Origin of the sequence: Beggiatoa alba B18LD, assembly GCF_000245015.1 — a bacterium.
Taxonomy (GTDB): domain Bacteria; phylum Pseudomonadota; class Gammaproteobacteria; order Beggiatoales; family Beggiatoaceae; genus Beggiatoa; species Beggiatoa alba.
Genome location: NZ_JH600070.1, coordinates 3157840 through 3175633, shown reverse-complemented (window position 1 = coordinate 3175633; position 17794 = coordinate 3157840). Strand labels below are relative to the sequence as shown.

At 42.7% G+C, this 17794-nt stretch carries 30 protein-coding genes; 26 read left to right on the top strand and 4 right to left on the bottom strand.

Features of this window, described 5'->3' with window-relative positions:
- Window positions 1-12: 12 nt before the first annotated feature.
- The 24 genes from rplB to rplQ all read left to right on the top strand — a co-directional run bounded on the left by rplB (window position 13) and on the right by rplQ (window position 11840).
- Complete coding sequence (gene rplB, locus BEGALDRAFT_RS12935) at window positions 13-834, top strand: 50S ribosomal protein L2 (RefSeq protein ID WP_002690655.1); 822 nt, start codon at window positions 13-15, stop codon at window positions 832-834.
- Between the two features lie 34 nt (window positions 835-868).
- On the top strand, window positions 869-1147 hold the full coding sequence (gene rpsS, locus BEGALDRAFT_RS12930; RefSeq protein WP_002690654.1) for a 30S ribosomal protein S19: 279 nt from the start codon (window positions 869-871) through the stop codon (window positions 1145-1147).
- Between the two features lie 8 nt (window positions 1148-1155).
- Entirely contained in the window at window positions 1156-1488 is a 333-nt protein-coding gene (gene rplV, locus BEGALDRAFT_RS12925; RefSeq protein WP_002690653.1) for a 50S ribosomal protein L22, read from the top strand.
- Between the two features lie 11 nt (window positions 1489-1499).
- Entirely contained in the window at window positions 1500-2165 is a 666-nt protein-coding gene (gene rpsC / locus BEGALDRAFT_RS12920; RefSeq protein WP_002690652.1) for a 30S ribosomal protein S3, read from the top strand.
- A gap of 74 nt (window positions 2166-2239) precedes the next feature.
- Complete coding sequence (gene rplP, locus BEGALDRAFT_RS12915; protein ID WP_002690650.1) at window positions 2240-2653, top strand: 50S ribosomal protein L16; 414 nt, start codon at window positions 2240-2242, stop codon at window positions 2651-2653.
- Complete coding sequence (gene rpmC / locus BEGALDRAFT_RS12910; RefSeq protein WP_002690645.1) at window positions 2653-2847, top strand: 50S ribosomal protein L29; 195 nt, start codon at window positions 2653-2655, stop codon at window positions 2845-2847. Before rplP ends, rpmC begins: the two co-directional genes overlap by 1 nt.
- Window positions 2844-3116: a 30S ribosomal protein S17 gene (rpsQ, locus tag BEGALDRAFT_RS12905; protein WP_002690644.1), complete on the top strand. Its 273-nt coding sequence runs from the start codon at window positions 2844-2846 to the stop codon at window positions 3114-3116. The genes rpmC and rpsQ overlap by 4 nt, the downstream gene beginning before the upstream one ends.
- A gap of 188 nt (window positions 3117-3304) precedes the next feature.
- Window positions 3305-3673, top strand: a complete 369-nt coding sequence (gene rplN, locus BEGALDRAFT_RS12900) for a 50S ribosomal protein L14 (RefSeq protein ID WP_002690643.1) — start codon at window positions 3305-3307, stop codon at window positions 3671-3673.
- A gap of 13 nt (window positions 3674-3686) precedes the next feature.
- A complete protein-coding gene (gene rplX, locus BEGALDRAFT_RS12895; protein WP_002690642.1) occupies window positions 3687-4007 on the top strand; it encodes a 50S ribosomal protein L24 in 321 nt (106 codons plus the stop codon).
- Between the two features lie 9 nt (window positions 4008-4016).
- Window positions 4017-4553 (top strand): 50S ribosomal protein L5, encoded by a 537-nt coding sequence (rplE, locus tag BEGALDRAFT_RS12890; protein WP_002690641.1) that lies wholly within the window; start codon window positions 4017-4019, stop codon window positions 4551-4553.
- 16 nt (window positions 4554-4569) lie between these two features.
- Window positions 4570-4875: a 30S ribosomal protein S14 gene (gene rpsN / locus BEGALDRAFT_RS12885; protein WP_002690640.1), complete on the top strand. Its 306-nt coding sequence runs from the start codon at window positions 4570-4572 to the stop codon at window positions 4873-4875.
- Window positions 4876-4888: 13 nt separating this feature from the next.
- Complete coding sequence (gene rpsH, locus BEGALDRAFT_RS12880) at window positions 4889-5281, top strand: 30S ribosomal protein S8 (RefSeq protein ID WP_002690639.1); 393 nt, start codon at window positions 4889-4891, stop codon at window positions 5279-5281.
- A gap of 12 nt (window positions 5282-5293) precedes the next feature.
- Window positions 5294-5827: a 50S ribosomal protein L6 gene (gene rplF, locus BEGALDRAFT_RS12875; protein ID WP_002690637.1), complete on the top strand. Its 534-nt coding sequence runs from the start codon at window positions 5294-5296 to the stop codon at window positions 5825-5827.
- Window positions 5828-5832: 5 nt separating this feature from the next.
- Window positions 5833-6186, top strand: coding sequence for a 50S ribosomal protein L18 (rplR, locus tag BEGALDRAFT_RS12870; RefSeq protein ID WP_002690634.1), 354 nt, complete (start codon window positions 5833-5835; stop codon window positions 6184-6186).
- Window positions 6187-6197: 11 nt separating this feature from the next.
- Entirely contained in the window at window positions 6198-6713 is a 516-nt protein-coding gene (gene rpsE / locus BEGALDRAFT_RS12865; RefSeq protein WP_002690630.1) for a 30S ribosomal protein S5, read from the top strand.
- Window positions 6714-6757: 44 nt separating this feature from the next.
- Window positions 6758-6940 carry a 50S ribosomal protein L30 gene (gene rpmD / locus BEGALDRAFT_RS12860; RefSeq protein WP_002690628.1) on the top strand — a complete coding sequence of 61 codons (183 nt, stop codon included), beginning with the start codon at window positions 6758-6760 and terminating at the stop codon, window positions 6938-6940.
- A 2-nt stretch (window positions 6941-6942) separates the two neighbouring features.
- Entirely contained in the window at window positions 6943-7377 is a 435-nt protein-coding gene (gene rplO, locus BEGALDRAFT_RS12855; protein WP_002690626.1) for a 50S ribosomal protein L15, read from the top strand.
- 5 nt (window positions 7378-7382) lie between these two features.
- Window positions 7383-8714 carry a preprotein translocase subunit SecY gene (gene secY / locus BEGALDRAFT_RS12850; protein ID WP_002690624.1) on the top strand — a complete coding sequence of 444 codons (1332 nt, stop codon included), beginning with the start codon at window positions 7383-7385 and terminating at the stop codon, window positions 8712-8714.
- A gap of 87 nt (window positions 8715-8801) precedes the next feature.
- Entirely contained in the window at window positions 8802-8915 is a 114-nt protein-coding gene (rpmJ, locus tag BEGALDRAFT_RS18950) for a 50S ribosomal protein L36 (RefSeq protein ID WP_002690621.1), read from the top strand.
- A gap of 61 nt (window positions 8916-8976) precedes the next feature.
- Window positions 8977-9333, top strand: coding sequence for a 30S ribosomal protein S13 (gene rpsM / locus BEGALDRAFT_RS12845; protein WP_002690620.1), 357 nt, complete (start codon window positions 8977-8979; stop codon window positions 9331-9333).
- Between the two features lie 36 nt (window positions 9334-9369).
- Window positions 9370-9759 (top strand): 30S ribosomal protein S11, encoded by a 390-nt coding sequence (gene rpsK, locus BEGALDRAFT_RS12840; RefSeq protein WP_002690618.1) that lies wholly within the window; start codon window positions 9370-9372, stop codon window positions 9757-9759.
- Window positions 9760-9773: 14 nt separating this feature from the next.
- A complete protein-coding gene (gene rpsD / locus BEGALDRAFT_RS12835; RefSeq protein ID WP_002690615.1) occupies window positions 9774-10394 on the top strand; it encodes a 30S ribosomal protein S4 in 621 nt (206 codons plus the stop codon).
- 24 nt (window positions 10395-10418) lie between these two features.
- Window positions 10419-11414, top strand: a complete 996-nt coding sequence (locus BEGALDRAFT_RS12830) for a DNA-directed RNA polymerase subunit alpha (RefSeq protein ID WP_002690614.1) — start codon at window positions 10419-10421, stop codon at window positions 11412-11414.
- 36 nt (window positions 11415-11450) lie between these two features.
- Complete coding sequence (gene rplQ / locus BEGALDRAFT_RS12825; RefSeq protein ID WP_002690612.1) at window positions 11451-11840, top strand: 50S ribosomal protein L17; 390 nt, start codon at window positions 11451-11453, stop codon at window positions 11838-11840.
- A gap of 103 nt (window positions 11841-11943) precedes the next feature.
- Here rplQ and BEGALDRAFT_RS12820 read toward each other — a convergent pair whose 3' ends face one another.
- From BEGALDRAFT_RS12820 to BEGALDRAFT_RS12805, 4 genes are all read right to left on the bottom strand, one after another.
- Window positions 11944-12480, bottom strand: coding sequence for a tetratricopeptide repeat protein (locus BEGALDRAFT_RS12820; RefSeq protein ID WP_002690610.1), 537 nt, complete (start codon window positions 12478-12480; stop codon window positions 11944-11946).
- Between the two features lie 27 nt (window positions 12481-12507).
- Complete coding sequence (locus BEGALDRAFT_RS12815; RefSeq protein ID WP_002690609.1) at window positions 12508-12810, bottom strand: DUF1244 domain-containing protein; 303 nt, start codon at window positions 12808-12810, stop codon at window positions 12508-12510.
- Window positions 12811-12871: 61 nt separating this feature from the next.
- On the bottom strand, window positions 12872-14635 hold the full coding sequence (locus tag BEGALDRAFT_RS12810) for a Na/Pi cotransporter family protein (protein ID WP_002690608.1): 1764 nt from the start codon (window positions 14633-14635) through the stop codon (window positions 12872-12874).
- Window positions 14636-14724: 89 nt separating this feature from the next.
- A complete protein-coding gene (locus tag BEGALDRAFT_RS12805) occupies window positions 14725-15423 on the bottom strand; it encodes a DUF3750 domain-containing protein (protein ID WP_157237592.1) in 699 nt (232 codons plus the stop codon).
- A gap of 255 nt (window positions 15424-15678) precedes the next feature.
- Here BEGALDRAFT_RS12805 and BEGALDRAFT_RS12800 point away from each other — a divergent pair, with 255 nt between their 5' ends.
- Entirely contained in the window at window positions 15679-16842 is a 1164-nt protein-coding gene (locus BEGALDRAFT_RS12800; RefSeq protein WP_002690606.1) for a cupin domain-containing protein, read from the top strand.
- A 76-nt stretch (window positions 16843-16918) separates the two neighbouring features.
- Window positions 16919-17554: a hypothetical protein gene (locus BEGALDRAFT_RS12795; protein WP_002690605.1), complete on the top strand. Its 636-nt coding sequence runs from the start codon at window positions 16919-16921 to the stop codon at window positions 17552-17554.
- The last annotated feature ends 240 nt before the right edge of the window (window positions 17555-17794 follow it).

Genomic DNA, 17794 nt, shown 5'->3' with positions numbered 1-17794 from the left:
AAGGATATAGTCATGGCACTTGTTAAAGCAAAACCGACCTCTCCTGGACGCCGTTTTGTTGTTCGCGTAAAAACCGCTGAACTGCATAAAGGCAAGCCACATGCGCCCTTATTAGATAAACAATCTAAAAATGGTGGACGCAATAACTTTGGACGCATTACTGTGCGTCATCAGGGGGGCGGGCATAAGCAACATTATCGTTTGATTGATTTTAAACGGGATAAAGATGATATTCCCGCTAAAGTTGAACGTATTGAATATGATCCAAACCGTAGCGCGAACATTGCATTAGTTTTATATGCGGATGGCGAACGTCGCTATATTATCGCCCCTAAAGATGTTAAAGCGGGTGATGCCATTATGTCGGGTGCACATGCCCCGATTAAAGCAGGCAATTGTATGCCACTGCGCAGCATTCCTGTTGGTAGCATGGTGCATTGCATCGAATTAAAACCCAATAAGGGTGCTCAATTAGCCCGCAGCGCAGGAGCTGCTGTGCAATTAGTTGCTCGTGAAGGTCAATATGCAACATTGCGTTTACGCTCTGGTGAAATGCGTAAAGTGTTAGTAGATTGCCGTGCGGTTATTGGTGAAGTTGGCAACAGCGAACATAACCTGATTTCTTTAGGTAAAGCTGGTGCAAAACGTTGGCGTGGTGTTCGCCCAACGGTACGTGGGGTTGCAATGAACCCTGTTGACCACCCACATGGTGGGGGCGAAGGAAGAACTTCTGGTGGTCGTCACCCTGTTACGCCTTGGGGCTTCCCAACGAAGGGTGCTAAGACACGGCACAATAAACGCACTGATAATATGATCGTGCGTCGCCGTAAATAATATCACTAGATCATAGTAACGGGATTAAAACACTATGCCACGTTCAATTAAAAAAGGGCCGTTTATAGACCTGCACTTACTTAAAAAAGTAGAGGCATTGCAGGGTGTTGCAAACAAACGTCCTATTAAAACATGGTCACGCCGCTCAATGATCATTCCAGATATGGTAGGCATGACGATTGCCGTTCATAACGGTAAGCAACATGTCCCTGTGTTTGTTAATGAAAACATGGTCGGACATAAGCTCGGTGAATTCGCTGCAACCCGTACCTATCGTGGGCATGTTGCGGATAAAAAAGCTGGTAAGAAGTGAGGGATATCATGGAAATTGTTAGCAAATATAAGTACGCTCACATTTCTCCACAGAAATGTCGCTTGGTCGCTGACTTAATTCGTGGTTTATCCGTTGATAAAGCCCTCGATGTTCTTAATTTCAGCAACAAAAAAGCAGCTTTAATGGTGAAAAAAGCCTTAGAAGCTGCTATCGCAAATGCCGAACATAATGAAGGGGCTGATGTAGACGAGTTGAAAGTTTCTCGTATCTGCATTGACGAAGGTCCTGTCATGAAGCGGATGCACGCTCGTGCAAAAGGGCGGGGCAATCGGATTACTAAACGTACCAGTCACATTACGGTGGCAGTTGCCGATCGTTGAGAGAATAAGTTATGGGTCAGAAAGTCCATCCAACAGGCATACGCTTAGGTGTGATCAAAGATTGGTCATCTAAGTGGTATGCGAATACAAAAGATTACGCAAATTACTTAAATACCGATTTAAAAGTACGTGAGTTCATTAAAAAGAAATTAATACAAGCTTCTGTCAGTGAAGTCCGTATTGAAAGACCAGCACGTAATGCGCGTATTGTTATCCACACCGCTCGTCCCGGCATTGTGATTGGGAAGAAAGGTGAAGATATCGATAGTTTACGGAAAGAAGTCTCTGACATGATGGGCGTACCTGTTCATGTTGGTGTTGAAGAAGTTCGTAAGCCCGAAATTGATGCAACCTTAGTAGCCATTAGTGTCGCCCAACAGTTAGAGCGGCGTATTATGTTTAGACGCGCCATGAAACGTGCCGTCAGCAACGCGTTACGCTTAGGTGCTCAAGGCATTCGTATCAATGTCAGCGGTCGTTTAAACGGTGCCGAAATCGCACGAATGGAATGGTATCGTGAAGGTCGCGTGCCTTTACATACCTTACGTGCAGACATTGATTATGGTTTTGCTGAGGCTCATACCACATACGGCGTTATTGGCGTTAAGGTATGGATTTTCAAAGGTGAGATTATTGGCAAACAACCACAGGAAACCACTGCCAGCAAGGATAATTAACCACAAGCGGCATGTTTTCTGATGTGTGACTTCTATAGCAATGTTGCTATAGGAGTGATTAAGGATAAGCGGTCATGTTACAACCGAAGCGGACTAAGTTTAGAAAGCAAATGAAGGGCAGGAATCGTGGTCTTGCCCAGCGTGGTAATAAAGTGAGCTTTGGCGAGTATGGTTTAAAAGCCATCGGACGGGGTCAGTTGACCGCCCGTCAAATTGAAGCGGCACGTCGTACCATTTCCCGTTATGTTAAGCGGGGTGGAAAGTTATGGATACGGGTTTTCCCTGATAAACCAATTACTCAAAAGCCATTAGAAGTGCGTATGGGTAAAGGAAAAGGGAACGTAGAATATTGGGTTGCTCTCATTCAACCTGGTAAAATGTTGTATGAAATTGAAGGTGTACCAGAAGAAATGGCACGGGAAGCGTTCCGCCTTGCATCGGCGAAACTCTCTGTCCCTACTACCTTTGTTAGTCGGACGGTGATGTGATGAAAGCAAGCGAATTAAGACAAAAAAGCATCGCAGAATTAAATGATGAGTTGTTAGCTTTATTACGCGAGCAATTTAACTTGCGGATGCAAAAGGCAAACGATCAGCTTAAGCGTTATAGCCAATTTAAAGTGGTTCGACGCGATATCGCTCGCATTAAAACCCTGTTAACTGAGAAAGGTAAACACGTATGACAGAACAAGGTGAACAAACGGATAAAGTGCGTACCCTGACTGGACGTGTCGTCAGTAACAAAATGGATAAAACCATTACAGTCCTGATTGAGCGGATGGTTAAGCACCCTAAATATGGTAAGTACATTAAACGTTCTACCAAACTGCATGTTCACGATGAAGAAAACACCTGCCAAGAAGGCGATGTCGTTCTCATCGAAGAGTGTCGTCCCATTTCTAAAACGAAAGCATGGCGATTAAATAAGGTAGTCACCCGTGCTGAAGCTTAATCACAAAATATTGTGATTTAGTACACTTTACAATTGATTAACAACGAGTTACCTGCCGCGCACCACCTTTTTTAAACCGATTCAGTGTTTAAGAAAGGTGGTGGCTCTTTTCATTCAAAAAAAATAATGTTATCATTATTGTCTTTATTTGCGGTGGGCTATACAGGATATGATGTGGAGCATATGCCATGATACAAATGCAAACAATGCTTGAGGCGGCAGACAACAGTGGTGCACGACGTTTAATGTGCATCAAGGTGTTGGGTGGTTCACATCGCCGCTACGCAAATATTGGTGATGTTATTAAAGTTAGCGTAAAAGAAGCGATACCGCGTGGTAAAGTAAAAAAAGGCGAAGTTTACAACGCAGTGGTCGTAAGAACCCGTAAGGGTATTCGTCGTTCAGATGGTTCGGTGATTCGTTTCGATACTAATGCAGCAGTATTATTGAACAATCAAAAACAACCTATTGGAACTCGCATATTCGGACCAGTGACGCGTGAACTGAGAACAGAAAGTTTCATGAAGATCATCTCTCTGGCACCCGAAGTGCTGTAAGAGGACTTAGGTAATGCGCAAAATTAAAACAGGTGATGAAGTCGAAGTCATCACAGGTAAAGATAAAGGCAAACGCGGTAAAGTTGTTCGTGTTATGTCTTCAACCGATCGTGTCGTGGTTGAAAATATCAATATGGTAAAACGCCATACACGTGGTAACCCATATCAAAATAAACCCGGTGGCATTGTTGATAAAGAGTTGTCCATCCACATTTCCAATGTGGCTATTGTCAACGCGAATACCAACAAGAAAGATAAGGTTGGTTTCAAATTCTTAGAAGACGGTAAAAAAGTCCGTTATTTTAAATCCACTGGCGAAGTCGTTGACGTGTAGGTTTTTAACATGGCGAGATTACAAACATATTACCGCGAAACCGTCATCAAGCAATTGATGGAAAAGTTTGGCTACAAAAACGTAATGCAAGTGCCACGTATTACAAAAATTACGTTAAATATGGGATTAGGCGAAGCCGTTGGCGATAAGAAAATTATCGAAAAAGCGGTTGGCGATATGACCGCAATTGCTGGTCAAAAACCCGTAGTCACTGTTGCACGTAAATCTATTGCAGGCTTCAAAATTCGTGAAGGCTGGCCAATTGGTTGTAAAGTTACTTTACGTAGTAATCAGATGTATGAATTCTTAGATCGTTTGGTAACGATTGCTATTCCTCGTATTCGCGACTTCCGTGGCTTTAGTTCAAAAGCATTTGATGGTCAAGGCAACTACAGTATGGGTGTGCGTGAGCAAATTATTTTCCCCGAAATTGATTATGACAAAATCGATGCAATTCGTGGGATGAATATTACTATCACAACAACGGCACAAACTGATGAAGAAGGTCGCGCCTTGTTGAAAGCTTTCCAATTCCCATTTAGATAAGCGACGAGACAGAGTTATGGCAAAGTCATCTATGATTAACCGCGAAGTTAAGCGCAAGAAAATGGTGCAAAAATACGCGGAAAAACGTGCGAAGTTAAAAACAACCATCCTTGATATGAAAATCAGTGATGAAGAACGTGACTTAGCACGTCAACAATTACAAGCGTTACCACGTGATTCAAGTCCATGCCGTATCCGTAATCGTTGTCGTATTACAGGTCGTCCGCATGGCGTTTATAGAAAATTTGGATTGGCACGTAATAAATTACGTGAAATGGCAATGCTGGGCTATATCCCCGGTTTAGTCAAGGCCAGTTGGTAAAGGGGAAATTGCTATGAGCATGACTGATCCGATTGCTGATATGTTGACGCGCATCCGTAATGCGCAATCAACCAGAAAACAGACTGTTGAAATGCCTGTTTCTAAAATTAAAGTAGAAGTTGCCAAAATCCTCAAAGCAGAGGGTTACATTAATGACTATCGTATTTCTGATGGCATTAAAGCAATTTTAACTTTAGATTTAAAATATTATTTAAATAAACCCGTTATTTCCGAAATTAAACGGATTAGCCGCCCAGGTTTACGGATTTATAGAGATAAAGATAGCTTACCTAAAGTTCTAAATGGCTTGGGTATTGCGATTGTTTCTACTTCTAAAGGCTTGATGACTGACCGTGTTGCGCGTGTGCAAGGACACGGTGGTGAAGTCTTGTGCATCGTGTCATAGGAGTCGCGAATCATGTCAAGAATTGCAAAAAATCCTGTGACTGTCCCTAAAGGTACAGATGTTAATCTGCAAGGGCAACTCTTAAAAATCAAAGGTACTAAAGGTGCTTTAGAACATGAAATTCACGAGGATGTAGAAGTGACGTTAACAGAAAATGTTTTAACGTTCGCGCCTCGGAAAGAAACCAAAGAGTCCAATGCACTAGCAGGAACAACCCGCGCACTTGTCAATAATATGGTTGTTGGTGCAAGTAAAGGATTTGAGAAAAAATTAACGTTAGTCGGCGTTGGATACCGTGCCCAAGTGCAAGGTACAACACTGAATTTAACCTTAGGATTCTCTCATCCCGTTAACTTCGCAATCCCTACAGGTATTACCATTGAAACGCCTTCACAAACAGAAGTTATTGTGAAAGGTGCTGACAGACAACAAGTAGGGCAGGTTGCTGCTAATATTCGCGCTTACCGTCCGCCAGAACCTTATAAAGGCAAAGGTGTGCGTTATGCTGACGAAGTCATCATCATGAAAGAAGTGAAGAAGAAATAATCACTATGGATAAGAAAACTGCCCGTTTACGTCGTGCGCAACGGACTCGTGCCAAAATTAAGGTGCTCGGTTCGCACAGATTATGTGTCCATAAAACACCACGCCATATTTATGCTCAAGTGATTACCCCTGAAGGGGATAAAGTGTTAGCCAGTGCATCTACATTAGATAAAACACTGCGTGAGCAAATCGGTTATGGCGGGAACATCGCTGCCGCTGTCGCAGTGGGTAAAGCAATTGCAGAACGCGCAAAAGCCGCTGGTGTCAGCGAAATTGCATTTGATCGCTCTGGCTTTAAATATCATGGCCGTGTTAAAGCATTAGCAGATGCCGCACGTGAAAATGGTCTGAACTTCTAGGTAAAGTCAATATGGCAACGAATAATTACGATATTCCAACCACAAAAAACGATGACTTAGTCGAGAAGTTGGTTGCTGTTAATCGTGTCGCAAAAGTTGTAAAAGGTGGACGTATATTCAGTTTTACGGCATTAACTGTTGTAGGTGATGGTAAGGGCAAGATTGGCTTTGGTTATGGTAAAGCCCGTGAAGTGCCTGCAGCTATTCAAAAAGCAATGGAAAGTGCTCGTAAAAACATGAAGACCGTTTCTTTAAAAGGCACAACTTTATACTATCCCGTTAGTGCAGAACATGGTGCATCTAAAGTTTATATGCAGCCCGCTTCTGAAGGGACAGGGGTTATTGCTGGTGGCGCAATGCGTGCTGTGCTTGATGCTGTCGGCATTCGTGACGTATTAGCAAAGAGTTTTGGCTCATCTAACCCTATGAATGTTGTGCGTGCAACCTTTAAGGCATTAACCGATGTTTCTAGCCCTGATTATATTGCGGCAAAGCGCGGTAAAACTTTAGAAGAACTTCAAGGTTAATATCGACAGAATCATTTAAGGTTCTGCTAAAGACTGGGTGTTGTATGAAAAAGATGCTAAAAGTAACGCAAATTAAAAGCGTATTTGGACGCTTACCTAAGCACAGAGCATGTGTTGCTGGTTTAGGTTTGCGCCGTATGCACCATACTGTACAAGTGGAAGACACGCCAGCCGTACGAGGCATGATTAATAAAGTGGCTTACCTCTTGAAAGTTGAGGAAGTGTAACGATGTACTTAAACACCATTAAGCCTGCCCAAGGGGCAAAGAAAACAGCGGCACGTGTTGGTCGCGGTATTGGTTCTGGCTTAGGAAAAACCTGCGGTCGCGGGCATAAAGGTCAACATGCGCGCGCTGGTGGTTTCCACAAAGTTGGTTTTGAAGGCGGTCAAATGCCTTTACAAAGACGAACACCTAAACGGGGTTTCGTTTCCTTAAAGCAAGCAGAAACAGCTGAAGTTCGTTTGCACGAGTTAATGAAAGTACAAAAAGATGTGATTGAATTAGCTGACTTAAAGGCTGCTAAAATTGTTCCACAAGCTTGTTTACGTGCAAAAGTCATTGCCTCTGGACAATTAGAAAAAGCAGTTCATTTACGTGGTATTCTTGTGACTAAAGGCGCACGCGCAGCGATTGAAGCGGCGGGTGGTAGCATCGAGGGCTAAATCGTTTGACGACGAACAGCATCAGCGAACTGGGTAAGTTAGGTAGACTTACTGAACTAAAAAATAGACTGTTGTTTGTACTAGGCGCGATTATTGTCTTTCGTGTGGGTACATTCATCCCAGTGCCAGGGATTGACCCTGTTGCACTTGCGCAAATGTTTGAACAACAACGTGGTACTATCATTGATATGTTTAACATGTTCTCTGGTGGTGCATTGACACGGTTTTCTGTGTTTGCGATTGGGATTATGCCCTACATCTCTGCATCTATTATTATCCAGTTGCTGAGTGTTGTGCATCCTAAGCTCGAACAATTAAAGAAAGAAGGCGAATCTGGCAGACGTAAAATGACGCAATACACGCGTTATGGCACGCTTGGTTTAGCCCTGTTTCAAGCATTAGGCGTGGCTATTGCCTTAGAAAGTCAAAATGTCGTTCTTGATCCTGGATATGCATTTCGGATTACGACAGTTGCAGCATTAGTAACGGGTACAATGTTCCTGATGTGGTTAGGGGAACAAGTCAGTGAGCGTGGAATTGGTAATGGGATTTCTATTATCATTTTTTCAGGTATTATTGCAGGTTTACCCGCTGCAGTTGGTGGAACATTGGAATTAGCACGAACAGGTCAATTGCATATTCTAACTGTCTTACTTTTATTTGGCATTGTCTTAGCTGTGACCGCATTTGTTGTATTTGTGGAACGCGGACAACGTCGTATTACCGTCAATTATGCAAAACGCCAAGTTGGTAATCGGTTATATGCAGGACAAACCAGTCATTTACCGTTAAAGTTAAATATGGCTGGTGTAATTCCTCCTATTTTCGCCTCTAGTATCATTCTCTTCCCAGCAACATTGGGGGGATGGTTTGGCAGTGCAGAAGGCATGGGATGGTTACAAACCCTGTCACAAACTCTATCACCTGGTCAACCGCTTTATGTAATGCTATATGCAGTAGCCATTGTGTTTTTCTGTTTCTTCTATACTGCATTGGTTTTTAATCCGAAAGAGACCGCTGACAACCTTAAAAAATCAGGGGCTTTTATACCTGGCGTTCGTCCTGGTAAACAAACAGCTGATTATATTGATAGAGTAATGTCACGTCTTACAATGGCGGGTGCGGTTTATATTACGGCGGTTTGCTTGCTTCCAGAATTTTTAATTTTGGAATTTAGTGTTCCTTTCTACTTTGGTGGTACATCATTACTCATTATTGTCGTTGTGGTTATGGATTTCATGGCACAAGTACAAGCACATTTAATGTCACACCAATATGAAGGCTTATTAAAGAAAGCAAACTTAAAAGGACATGGGCGTAACCCTATGTTGCGTTGACCAACATGACCAGTTATCAGAGGCTTTAGCATTTGCAAGAAGCACAGATAGCTGGTAATCAACATCACTGATAACTGGTAACTCATCATGAAAGTCAGAGCATCTGTAAAAAAGATTTGCCGCAACTGTAAGATTATCCGTCGTAATGGTTCAGTACGGATAATTTGTAGCGATAAACGGCACAAGCAAAAACAAGGTTAATCATTTTGCATTTGCAAAGTGTTATAGCGGATAATCAACAGTTTAGGTTAGAGGAATAGATATGGCACGTATTGCCGGCATCAATATCCCGGTACAAAAGCATACCGTTATCGCTTTGACCGCCATTTATGGGATTGGTCGTACAAGAGCAAAAAGTATTTGCGAAGCGAGTGGCATTGCACCTGATAGAAAGGTCAAAGACCTGACAGAAAGTGAATTAGAAAGTTTGCGGACAGAAGTTGCAAAATACAACGTCGAAGGTGATTTGCGCCGCGAGGTTGCCATGAATATTAAACGTTTAATGGATTTGGGTTGTTATCGCGGCTTGCGTCACCGTCGTGGGTTAACTGTACATGGTCAAAGAACCCGCACCAATGCACGTACCCGTAAGGGACCCCGCAAAGCGATTAAGAAATAGTAAACAACTCCAGCATTAATAAAATCAGGAAATACTATGGCAAAAGCAGCTCCCCGTGTTCGTAAACGGGTTAAAAAGAATGTTACGGATGGCATTGCACACGTTCATGCCTCTTTTAACAACACCATTATCACCATCACTGATCGTCAGGGAAACACCCTAGCATGGGCGACTGCGGGTGGTACGGGTTTCCGTGGTTCACGGAAAAGTACCCCGTTTGCCGCACAGGTTGCTGCTGAAAAAGCAGGTGCTGCCATCAAAGAATATGGTGTCAAGAATTTAGAAGTACGTATTAAAGGACCGGGTCCTGGTCGTGAATCAGCTGTTCGCGCACTAAATAACAGTGGTTTTAAAATCATCAGTATTACTGACGCAACACCGATTCCTCATAATGGTTGTCGTCCTCCCAAACGTCGCCGCGTCTAGTCAGGAGAACCGAAATGGCAAGATATCTTGGTCCTAAATGTAAGTTAAGTCGTCGTGAAGGGACAGACTTATTTTTAAAAAGCCGCGCTCGTGCTTTAGATTCTAAATGCAAATTAGATAAAGTACCTGGTCAACACGGTGACAAACGTCAGCGTTTATCTGACTATGCTTCTCAGTTACGGGAAAAACAAAAACTCCGTCGTATTTATGGCATTTTAGAACGTCAGTTCCATAACTACTATACCAAAGCCAGCTCTATGAAAGGCTCTACAGGTGAAAACTTATTGCACTTGTTAGAATGCCGTTTAGATAACGTGGTGTATCGCATGGGGTTTGCTGCCACACGTGCAGAAGCAAGACAGTTAGTCAGCCATAAAGCCATTGTGATTAATGAGCAATGTGTCAACATTCCTTCTTATCAAGTCAAAGCAGGTGATGTTGTTGCTGTGCGCGAAAAAAGCCGTAACCAATTACGGATTAAAAGTGCATTGTCAAGCGCAGAAGAGTATGGTTTTCCTGAGTGGGTTGATGTGGATGTAAGTAAAATGCAAGGAGTTTTCAAAACAGCTCCTGCACGGATGGAATTGCCTAGCGACATCAATGAACAATTAGTTGTCGAACTGTACTCCAAGTAATCCTTTGTCTTAAGAGGACATGCTATGCAATCCCACGTCACGGAATTATTAAAACCACGTATTGTTGATGTCGAACGTATTACTGAAACGATAGCGAAAATTACGTTGGAGCCGTTGGAACGAGGGTTTGGATATACCTTAGGTAATGCCCTAAGACGTGTTTTACTCTCATCCTTACCCGGTTCAGCCGTTGTAGAGGCAACCATTGAAGGTGTTTTACACGAGTACACCAGTATTGAAGGCGTACAGGAAGATGTTGTAGAAATCCTGTTAAACCTCAAAGGGCTTGCAATCAAAATGCATGGTCGCTCTGAAGTGACCTTGCAATTGAATAAAAAAGGGCCTGGTGTTGTTTGTGCGTCTGATATTGTGTTGGATCATGATGTAGAAATCATTAACCGTGACTATGAACTGGCTCACCTGACTAAGGGTGAATTGAGTATGACGCTCAAAGTCAAGATAGGTCGCGGTTATCAACCTTCTAGTCAACGTTATTCGGAAGAAGAAGATAGTGCTATTGGTGTCTTAAAACTTGATGCTTCCTTTAGTCCTATTAAACGGGTTGCTTATACCGTAGAAAATGCGCGTGTAGAGCAACGGACTAACTTAGATAGATTAATTATTGAGTTAGAAACAAATGGCACAATTGATCCAGAATCAGCTGTGAAACAAGCAGCTTCCATTCTAATGGATCAGTTGTCCATTATTGCGGACTTGAAAGGCAAGCCGCAAGTTGAAATGCCAAAGCAAGAAGTCGACATCGATCCGATTTTATTGCGTCCTGTTGATGAATTAGAACTAACTGTTCGCTCCGCTAATTGTTTAAAAGCCGAAAGTATTTACTATATCGGTGATTTAATTCAAAAAACAGAAAGCGAGTTGTTAAAGACTCCCAATTTAGGGAAAAAATCTTTAACAGAAATCAAGGACGTATTAGCGTCACGTGGGCTCTCTTTGGGTATGCGTTTAGAGAACTGGCCTCCTGTAGGCTTATATGACGAACAACCGTCAGGTTCTTAAAATTGGTTTTGAACATTTGTACTTAGGATAAAAATCATGCGTCATCGTAATGCGGGCAGACAGCTGAGTCGTAACAGCAGTCATCGAAAAGCCATGTTTAAGAATATGGCGGCTTCCTTGATGCGTCACGAAATCATCAAAACAACATTGCCCAAAGCGAAAGAGTTACGTCGTGTTGCTGAACCTTTAATCACGTTAGCGAAAGAAGATAGCGTCGCTAAACGTCGTTTAGCGTTTGCAAGACTGCGTGATCGGGAAATTGTTACCAAGTTATTTAATGAATTAGGTCCTCGTTATAAAGAGCGTCCAGGTGGATATTTACGTATCCTGAAATGTGGTTTTAGAGCTGGTGACAAAGCTCCTATGGCTATTGTCGAGTTGGTTGATAGACCAGAAATGACTGTTGAGCCTGTAGAAGCAGAGTAAAAATAATGCTTTGCTGTTAAAAAGCCGAACTTAAGCAATTCAGTTCGGCTTTTTTTATGTTTAATACTGATTAAACCTATAGGTTTTAGGTTTAATGACTTGTTCAACGTCTGGGGGCAACAACTTCCAAGTGGGTTGGGAAACTGGGAAACTCGCGCGGGGTGACGATAGACGTAACGGGTTTACCTGCTATGAGTTCTTGTAAGGCTTTTATCGCGTCTGCATCGCCTTGACGGGCTGCAATATTGAGCCAATGGCGGGCAAGATTTAAGTCTGGTGGTAGGTTAGGGCGACCTTGGGCATACATCACGCCTAAATTGTATTGCGTAATGGCATCGCCTAATTCTGCGGCCTTTTGATACCATGCGACGGCGATTTGTATATCTTGCGGTACGCCTAATCCTTCTTCATATAACATGCCTAATAAGAGTAAAGAGGGGATGTGATTAGTTTCTGCAAGCTGACTCCAGACTTCAATGGCTTGTGCGTAGTCGCCTGATTTAAAGGCTTGATAGGCATAAGTGGCCAATAAGCCCCGTTTGGCGGGGTCGGTTTCGGTTTGGGCGTAGGAGTTTACGCTGTAGAAACTCAGCAGTGTTGCACTTACACAATGAATCATGAGTTTATTCATATTATTCATGATGATGCCCCGCCATTGACCGCATTATTAATGGGCTGATTGTGCTTGTACAGCGTCATATTTAGCTTTTTGTTCTGCTGTAGCTTCGGTTTGATAGCATTTTTTCCATTCTTCGTAAGGCATTCCATAAACGATTTCACGGGCTTCTTCATAGTCCATGCTCATGCCTTTTTCTTCTGCGGCAGCTTTGTACCATTTTGATAAACAGTTGCGACAAAAGCCTGCTAAGTTCATTAAATCAATATTTTGTACGTCTGTTCTTTCGCGTAAGTGTTGGACGAGTTGGCGAAAGGCAGCGGCTTCAAGTTCGAGGCGGGTTTGTTCGTCCATTGGTGAACTCCTTCTTTTTTTAGATGTGTGTGGGTGTAGTGAATAGCTTTATCGTTGGGGTTTATACTGCTTTTGCAATGCGTTTTGCAAAGTAGTAAACACGGCGGAATTTTTCTAAGATGTCTGTTTTAATGGTGTATGACATCACACGTTGTGCAGGTTCTTGTTGGGTTGCAACTAATCTTTCTACTTGGTTTTGTCCTGCGTGGTTGATTAATTCGTGTAAGCGGTCTTTCATATTAATAACTTGTTTAGTTTTTTCAGTATCTTGTTCGACCAAGCCTTCTATAGCGGTTTTTAGTAAATCGCCGATAGTGTGGTGAACTTGTCTTAAAATTTCTTGGGTTTCAGGACTAAAACTGATGTGATGGCTTAAGCGTTTTTGTCCTAAGACAACTAAGTCTGTTTCTAATAAATCGCCAATATTTTCTAGGCTGTTAGTGGCATCAATGAGATTTAAAAGGTCTTGCGTTTGTTTATTGGTTAAGGAGCGTTTACTAATTTCGCCTAAGTAGTAAATGATGTCTCCGTGCAGGGTGTCGATATCATTATCCATACCTGCAATATTGGTTAAGGCTTGATAGTCGCTACTCAATAGGGCGGGCATGATAGCAGCAAACATCTCATTGATGCGTTTGCCTAAGTGTTGTAGTTCGTGGCGAACAGCTTCTAGGGCTAATGAGGGTGTTTCAAGTAATAAGCTATCGAGGTATTTGGGTTTTATGCGGATATCGCCTTCGGGTTTTTCTGGGATTATCCAGTAAATAATACGAGTAATCGTGCTTGTAAACCAGACGAAAATTAGTAAATTTATAAGGTTAAAGAGAGTGTAGGCGTTTGCTATTTGACGCGGTACTTCCACTGCTTGTTTTTCTATATCTGTGCTAGCGGGCGAAAACGCGACGGTTAATTGTGCTAAATCGTCGATAAAGGCAACCCATAAGATAACGCCTAATATGCTGGTGAATAAATGCGCAACGGCAGCACGTACCGCTTCACGTGGTCGCCCAATGGCAGCCAGTAGAGCCGTGAGGCAAGTTCCAATATGTGCGCCAAAAGAAATGGCAATAGCGACAGGTAAAGTAATTAAGCCTTGTCCTGCAAGAATCAATAAAATCCCCAATGTTGCGGCAGAGGATTGGATTAAGGCAGTAAATAACCAACCGATAAAAATGCTTAACCAAACATTGTCTAAATGCGTAAGAAAGCTTAAAAACGGCGGATAAGTGCGTAGTGGTTGCATCGCGTCGCTCATCACACCCATCCCAAAAAATAATAATCCCAACCCCATCAAACTTCTACCGTATTCAATTAAGTTGTCACGTTTGGCTAGGAATTGCATTAGAAAGCCAATAGCGAGCATCAATAGGGCATATTTGGTAATTTTAAACGCAATAATTTGTGCGGTAATGGTCGAGCCAAGTTGTGCACCAATAATAATGCTGACCGCTTGGTTAAGAGTGAGTAAATTACCTGCGACAAAGCCAACAACTAAAACGGTTGTAACGGAGGAGGATTGTACAACAGCAGTAACCACCGTGCCCGTAAATGCGCCCATAGCAGGATTTTTAGTGAGTTTAGCTAAAATCACTTGCATCCGTTCACCTGCAATGCGTTTGAGCGCGACGGAGAGCATATCCATGCCATATAAAAACAGGGCTAAACCACCCAGCAAACCCATACTCATATCAAACAGGGAGAAAGTTAGTGGGGATGTCGCCGTATCAAGTGCAAATACGGCGGGCAAAAAGCAGAAACTCGCTAGTAAGCCAAACCATCGCGAAAATTGTAGAAAACCTTGTGTGTGTTTTGAATATCTGTTCATTGTTATTTTTCTTATTGATGCAGATGTTATGAAAACATCTTTTTTATTTATCATTCAGTTGTTAGCAAACCAGCATTGCACCGTCTGCTTTAAAATCCTATCCGTCCAATTCCTGGAAAGCGGATAGTTATATCGAGTAAGTCTAGCCCAAAGTGTAAGCCTAATAAGTTCAGTTCTAAGCCCTCCTCAGTCGCAAGAGTCGCGCTGACGATGCCAAATAAAGAAACTTGTCCGCCTGTTCCACTGGGGGCTATAGCGAAAAAAGTACCATCAGATAAATAATCTTTACCCATCGCTGTACTTGGTAAATCAAGGCGTAATTCAGGTAATGCACGGGCAACGTAAGCCGTAAATGTATTACTGTTAGGACCAAACCATGCGCGGTAATGATTTTTGTAGGGATAACTTATCACCACCTGATCCAATCGGTCTATCAAGGCATCAATCTCGCCAGCTCCACGAACATCCACTAAACGTTGAGGTGCTTGTCCATACCAATACACATCAGGGGTATCATTTTCAGGCAATAGTTGCATACTTAAAACGCTGGTATTCATCTGCTTATACCAACCCACAACTTGATAAAGTTTGTATTGCTTCTCTGCTTGGCGTTTGCAAGCTATCCACGTATGCACACTAAAGGCCCCTTGCCAACCAAACGAACGCGCGGCATAAACTTGGATAATTGCTTGTTCCGTGCTGGGCGGAGGTGCGAGCTTTGCGCGTTGGTCTTGAAATGCCTGCCAATTTTCATTATTACTGCTCAGATTGCCAAAAATCAGCACCATAATAGGTCCTGACAACAATATCCAAAAAAATACAATGCTATAAAGCAAATATCTCACATATCGCATGGGTTTTAATCCTTAAGTGCATTGCGATTGCTGAAAGTGCTCCCGCTGTTTACGCTTATTTTTATTCCACGCAAACAGGCGAAAACCCACTAAACACGCTAGAAAATCCATCTTGCAACAGTAAGATTCCGCAAGAATTATGTCATAATGGCATATCTCTTTTTTCTGCGTTGCTTATCACCATTCACTATGTCACTGACTCACACCATTTCCTTAGGCGCGTCATTAACGCCTGCTGACTTCTTAAAATACTATTGGCAAAAACGTCCGCTCTTGATTCGCCAAGCCATCCCCAATTTTAAAAGTCCCATTACGCCAAAAGAATTAATCGACCTCGCTTGCGAAGAAAGTGTCGAATCCCGCTTAATTTTAGAAAAAGGCGGGAAAAATCCTTGGGAAGTACATTATAGCCCGTTAGAAAAAAAGCAATTTAAACGCCTCCCTAAAACGCATTGGACAGTTTTAGTTCAAGAGACAAACCGCTATTTTACCGATGCTGAGGATATTTTAGACCAATTCCGCTTTATCCCGAATTGGCGAATTGATGACTTAATGATGAGCTATGCTGTACCTGAAGGCTCTGTCGGCCCTCATTTAGACAGTTACGACGTGTTTTTACTCCAAGCCCACGGCAAACGTCGCTGGCAAATTAGTCGCCAACAAGGTGACTTTATTCCTGATTTAGAATTACGCATTCTGCGCGAATTTACCCCCGAAGAAGAATGGATACTCGAACCAGGTGACATGCTCTATTTACCGCCTAATGTCGCCCATCACGGTGTTGCTATTGACGAATGCATGACCTTCTCTATCGGCTTTCTCGCGCCCTCACACACCGATATGTTAAACAACTATGTCACACATACCGTGATGCAATTAGACTCCGACCACCGTTATACCGACCCCGATTTAAGCCTACAAAACGAACAAGGCGAAATCAGCCAAGCTGCCCTCGATAAAATCTACCCCATTATCCATAGCCTACCAACCGACAAACACAGTATTAACCAATGGTTTGGTTGCTTTATTACCGAAGGACGACACCACGAAGGGGGAGAATTTGACTGCCCAGAACCGCCATACTCGCCAGATGAATGGTTAGCCGAATTTGCACAAACCCCTTGCTTACGTCGCGCTGCTCGCATGGCATTTATTCGTGAAGGCGACAATATCACGCTCTTTGCCCAAGGGGCTGCTTATCCATTAATTAAAAAACTTGCCTTTGTTGCCCCCCTCCTAACAGAACAACGTGAGCTAACCTATATAGCATTAAAACCTTATTTTAATGACATGGAATTTGTGCAATTGTTTACTGACTTTACCAACGCAGGCTATTTATACTTTATTGAATAAGCAAAAATAATCGTGACTAAAGGATAAAAAACTGACCGCCTGCCATTTTCCCATCACAAAATGAGCGCGTTCCCTGATGAAAAAATCTACCTCTATATCACTCTTACTCATTGCCCCAAGCGCATTGACCCTAATCGGTTGCTCTGACAACAATGTCCCTAAAGACCTGAGCTTTAAAGACCGTGATGAATGCAGCATTTATTACAGCAGTCATGAATGTGACAAAATTGTTTCCCAATCTCGCCCCATGTTTGAAAAACGCGAAGCCTGCGAAAACTATGCAGGCGTTGGCAAATGTGAAACAACTGCATGGCAAGGGCAAGCGTATTGGATGCCTCTACGTAATGTTCGCCCCATTGCCCCACTAACCCAAAATACCGCAACAAGTTCATCTTTTAGCAATACAGGCAGTTCTTCTACCCTAAGCACTAACGGCTTTTCCCGCTGGTATGTGCCTGCGGATGTAACAACAGATATAACGCCCCGTCGTGCGATTTCTACAAGTAACTTTGCAGGAAAATATGCCGAGAATTACAGCAATAATAGTTCAACGACGGGCAGTTATAGCGGAAATCAAAGCAGTAGCTCTACCTCTTATTCCTCATCTAGCTATAGCAACAATTCGCCGTCTTCTACCTCCTCGTCCTCCACGTCAACACGTAATTTAGCAGGGAGTACAAGCCGCTCATCCAGCAGTAGCAGCAGTTCATAAAGCATCGATTTACCATGTGAACATTTACACAGGGTTATCTATAGCTCACGCTATTTATCCACAATGACCAAAGGTTTCATATGCCATCACTTGTTTTGAACATTACCTGCTATCCATTACAATGGCTGAATGTGAAAATACAGCGTCTTTACAAAGAAGCAATTTATTTGTCATACATAAAACCTTACAATAATTTCTTTGCTTTTCAGTTTTGAAAGGTCAATTTTCTGATTTTTCTAT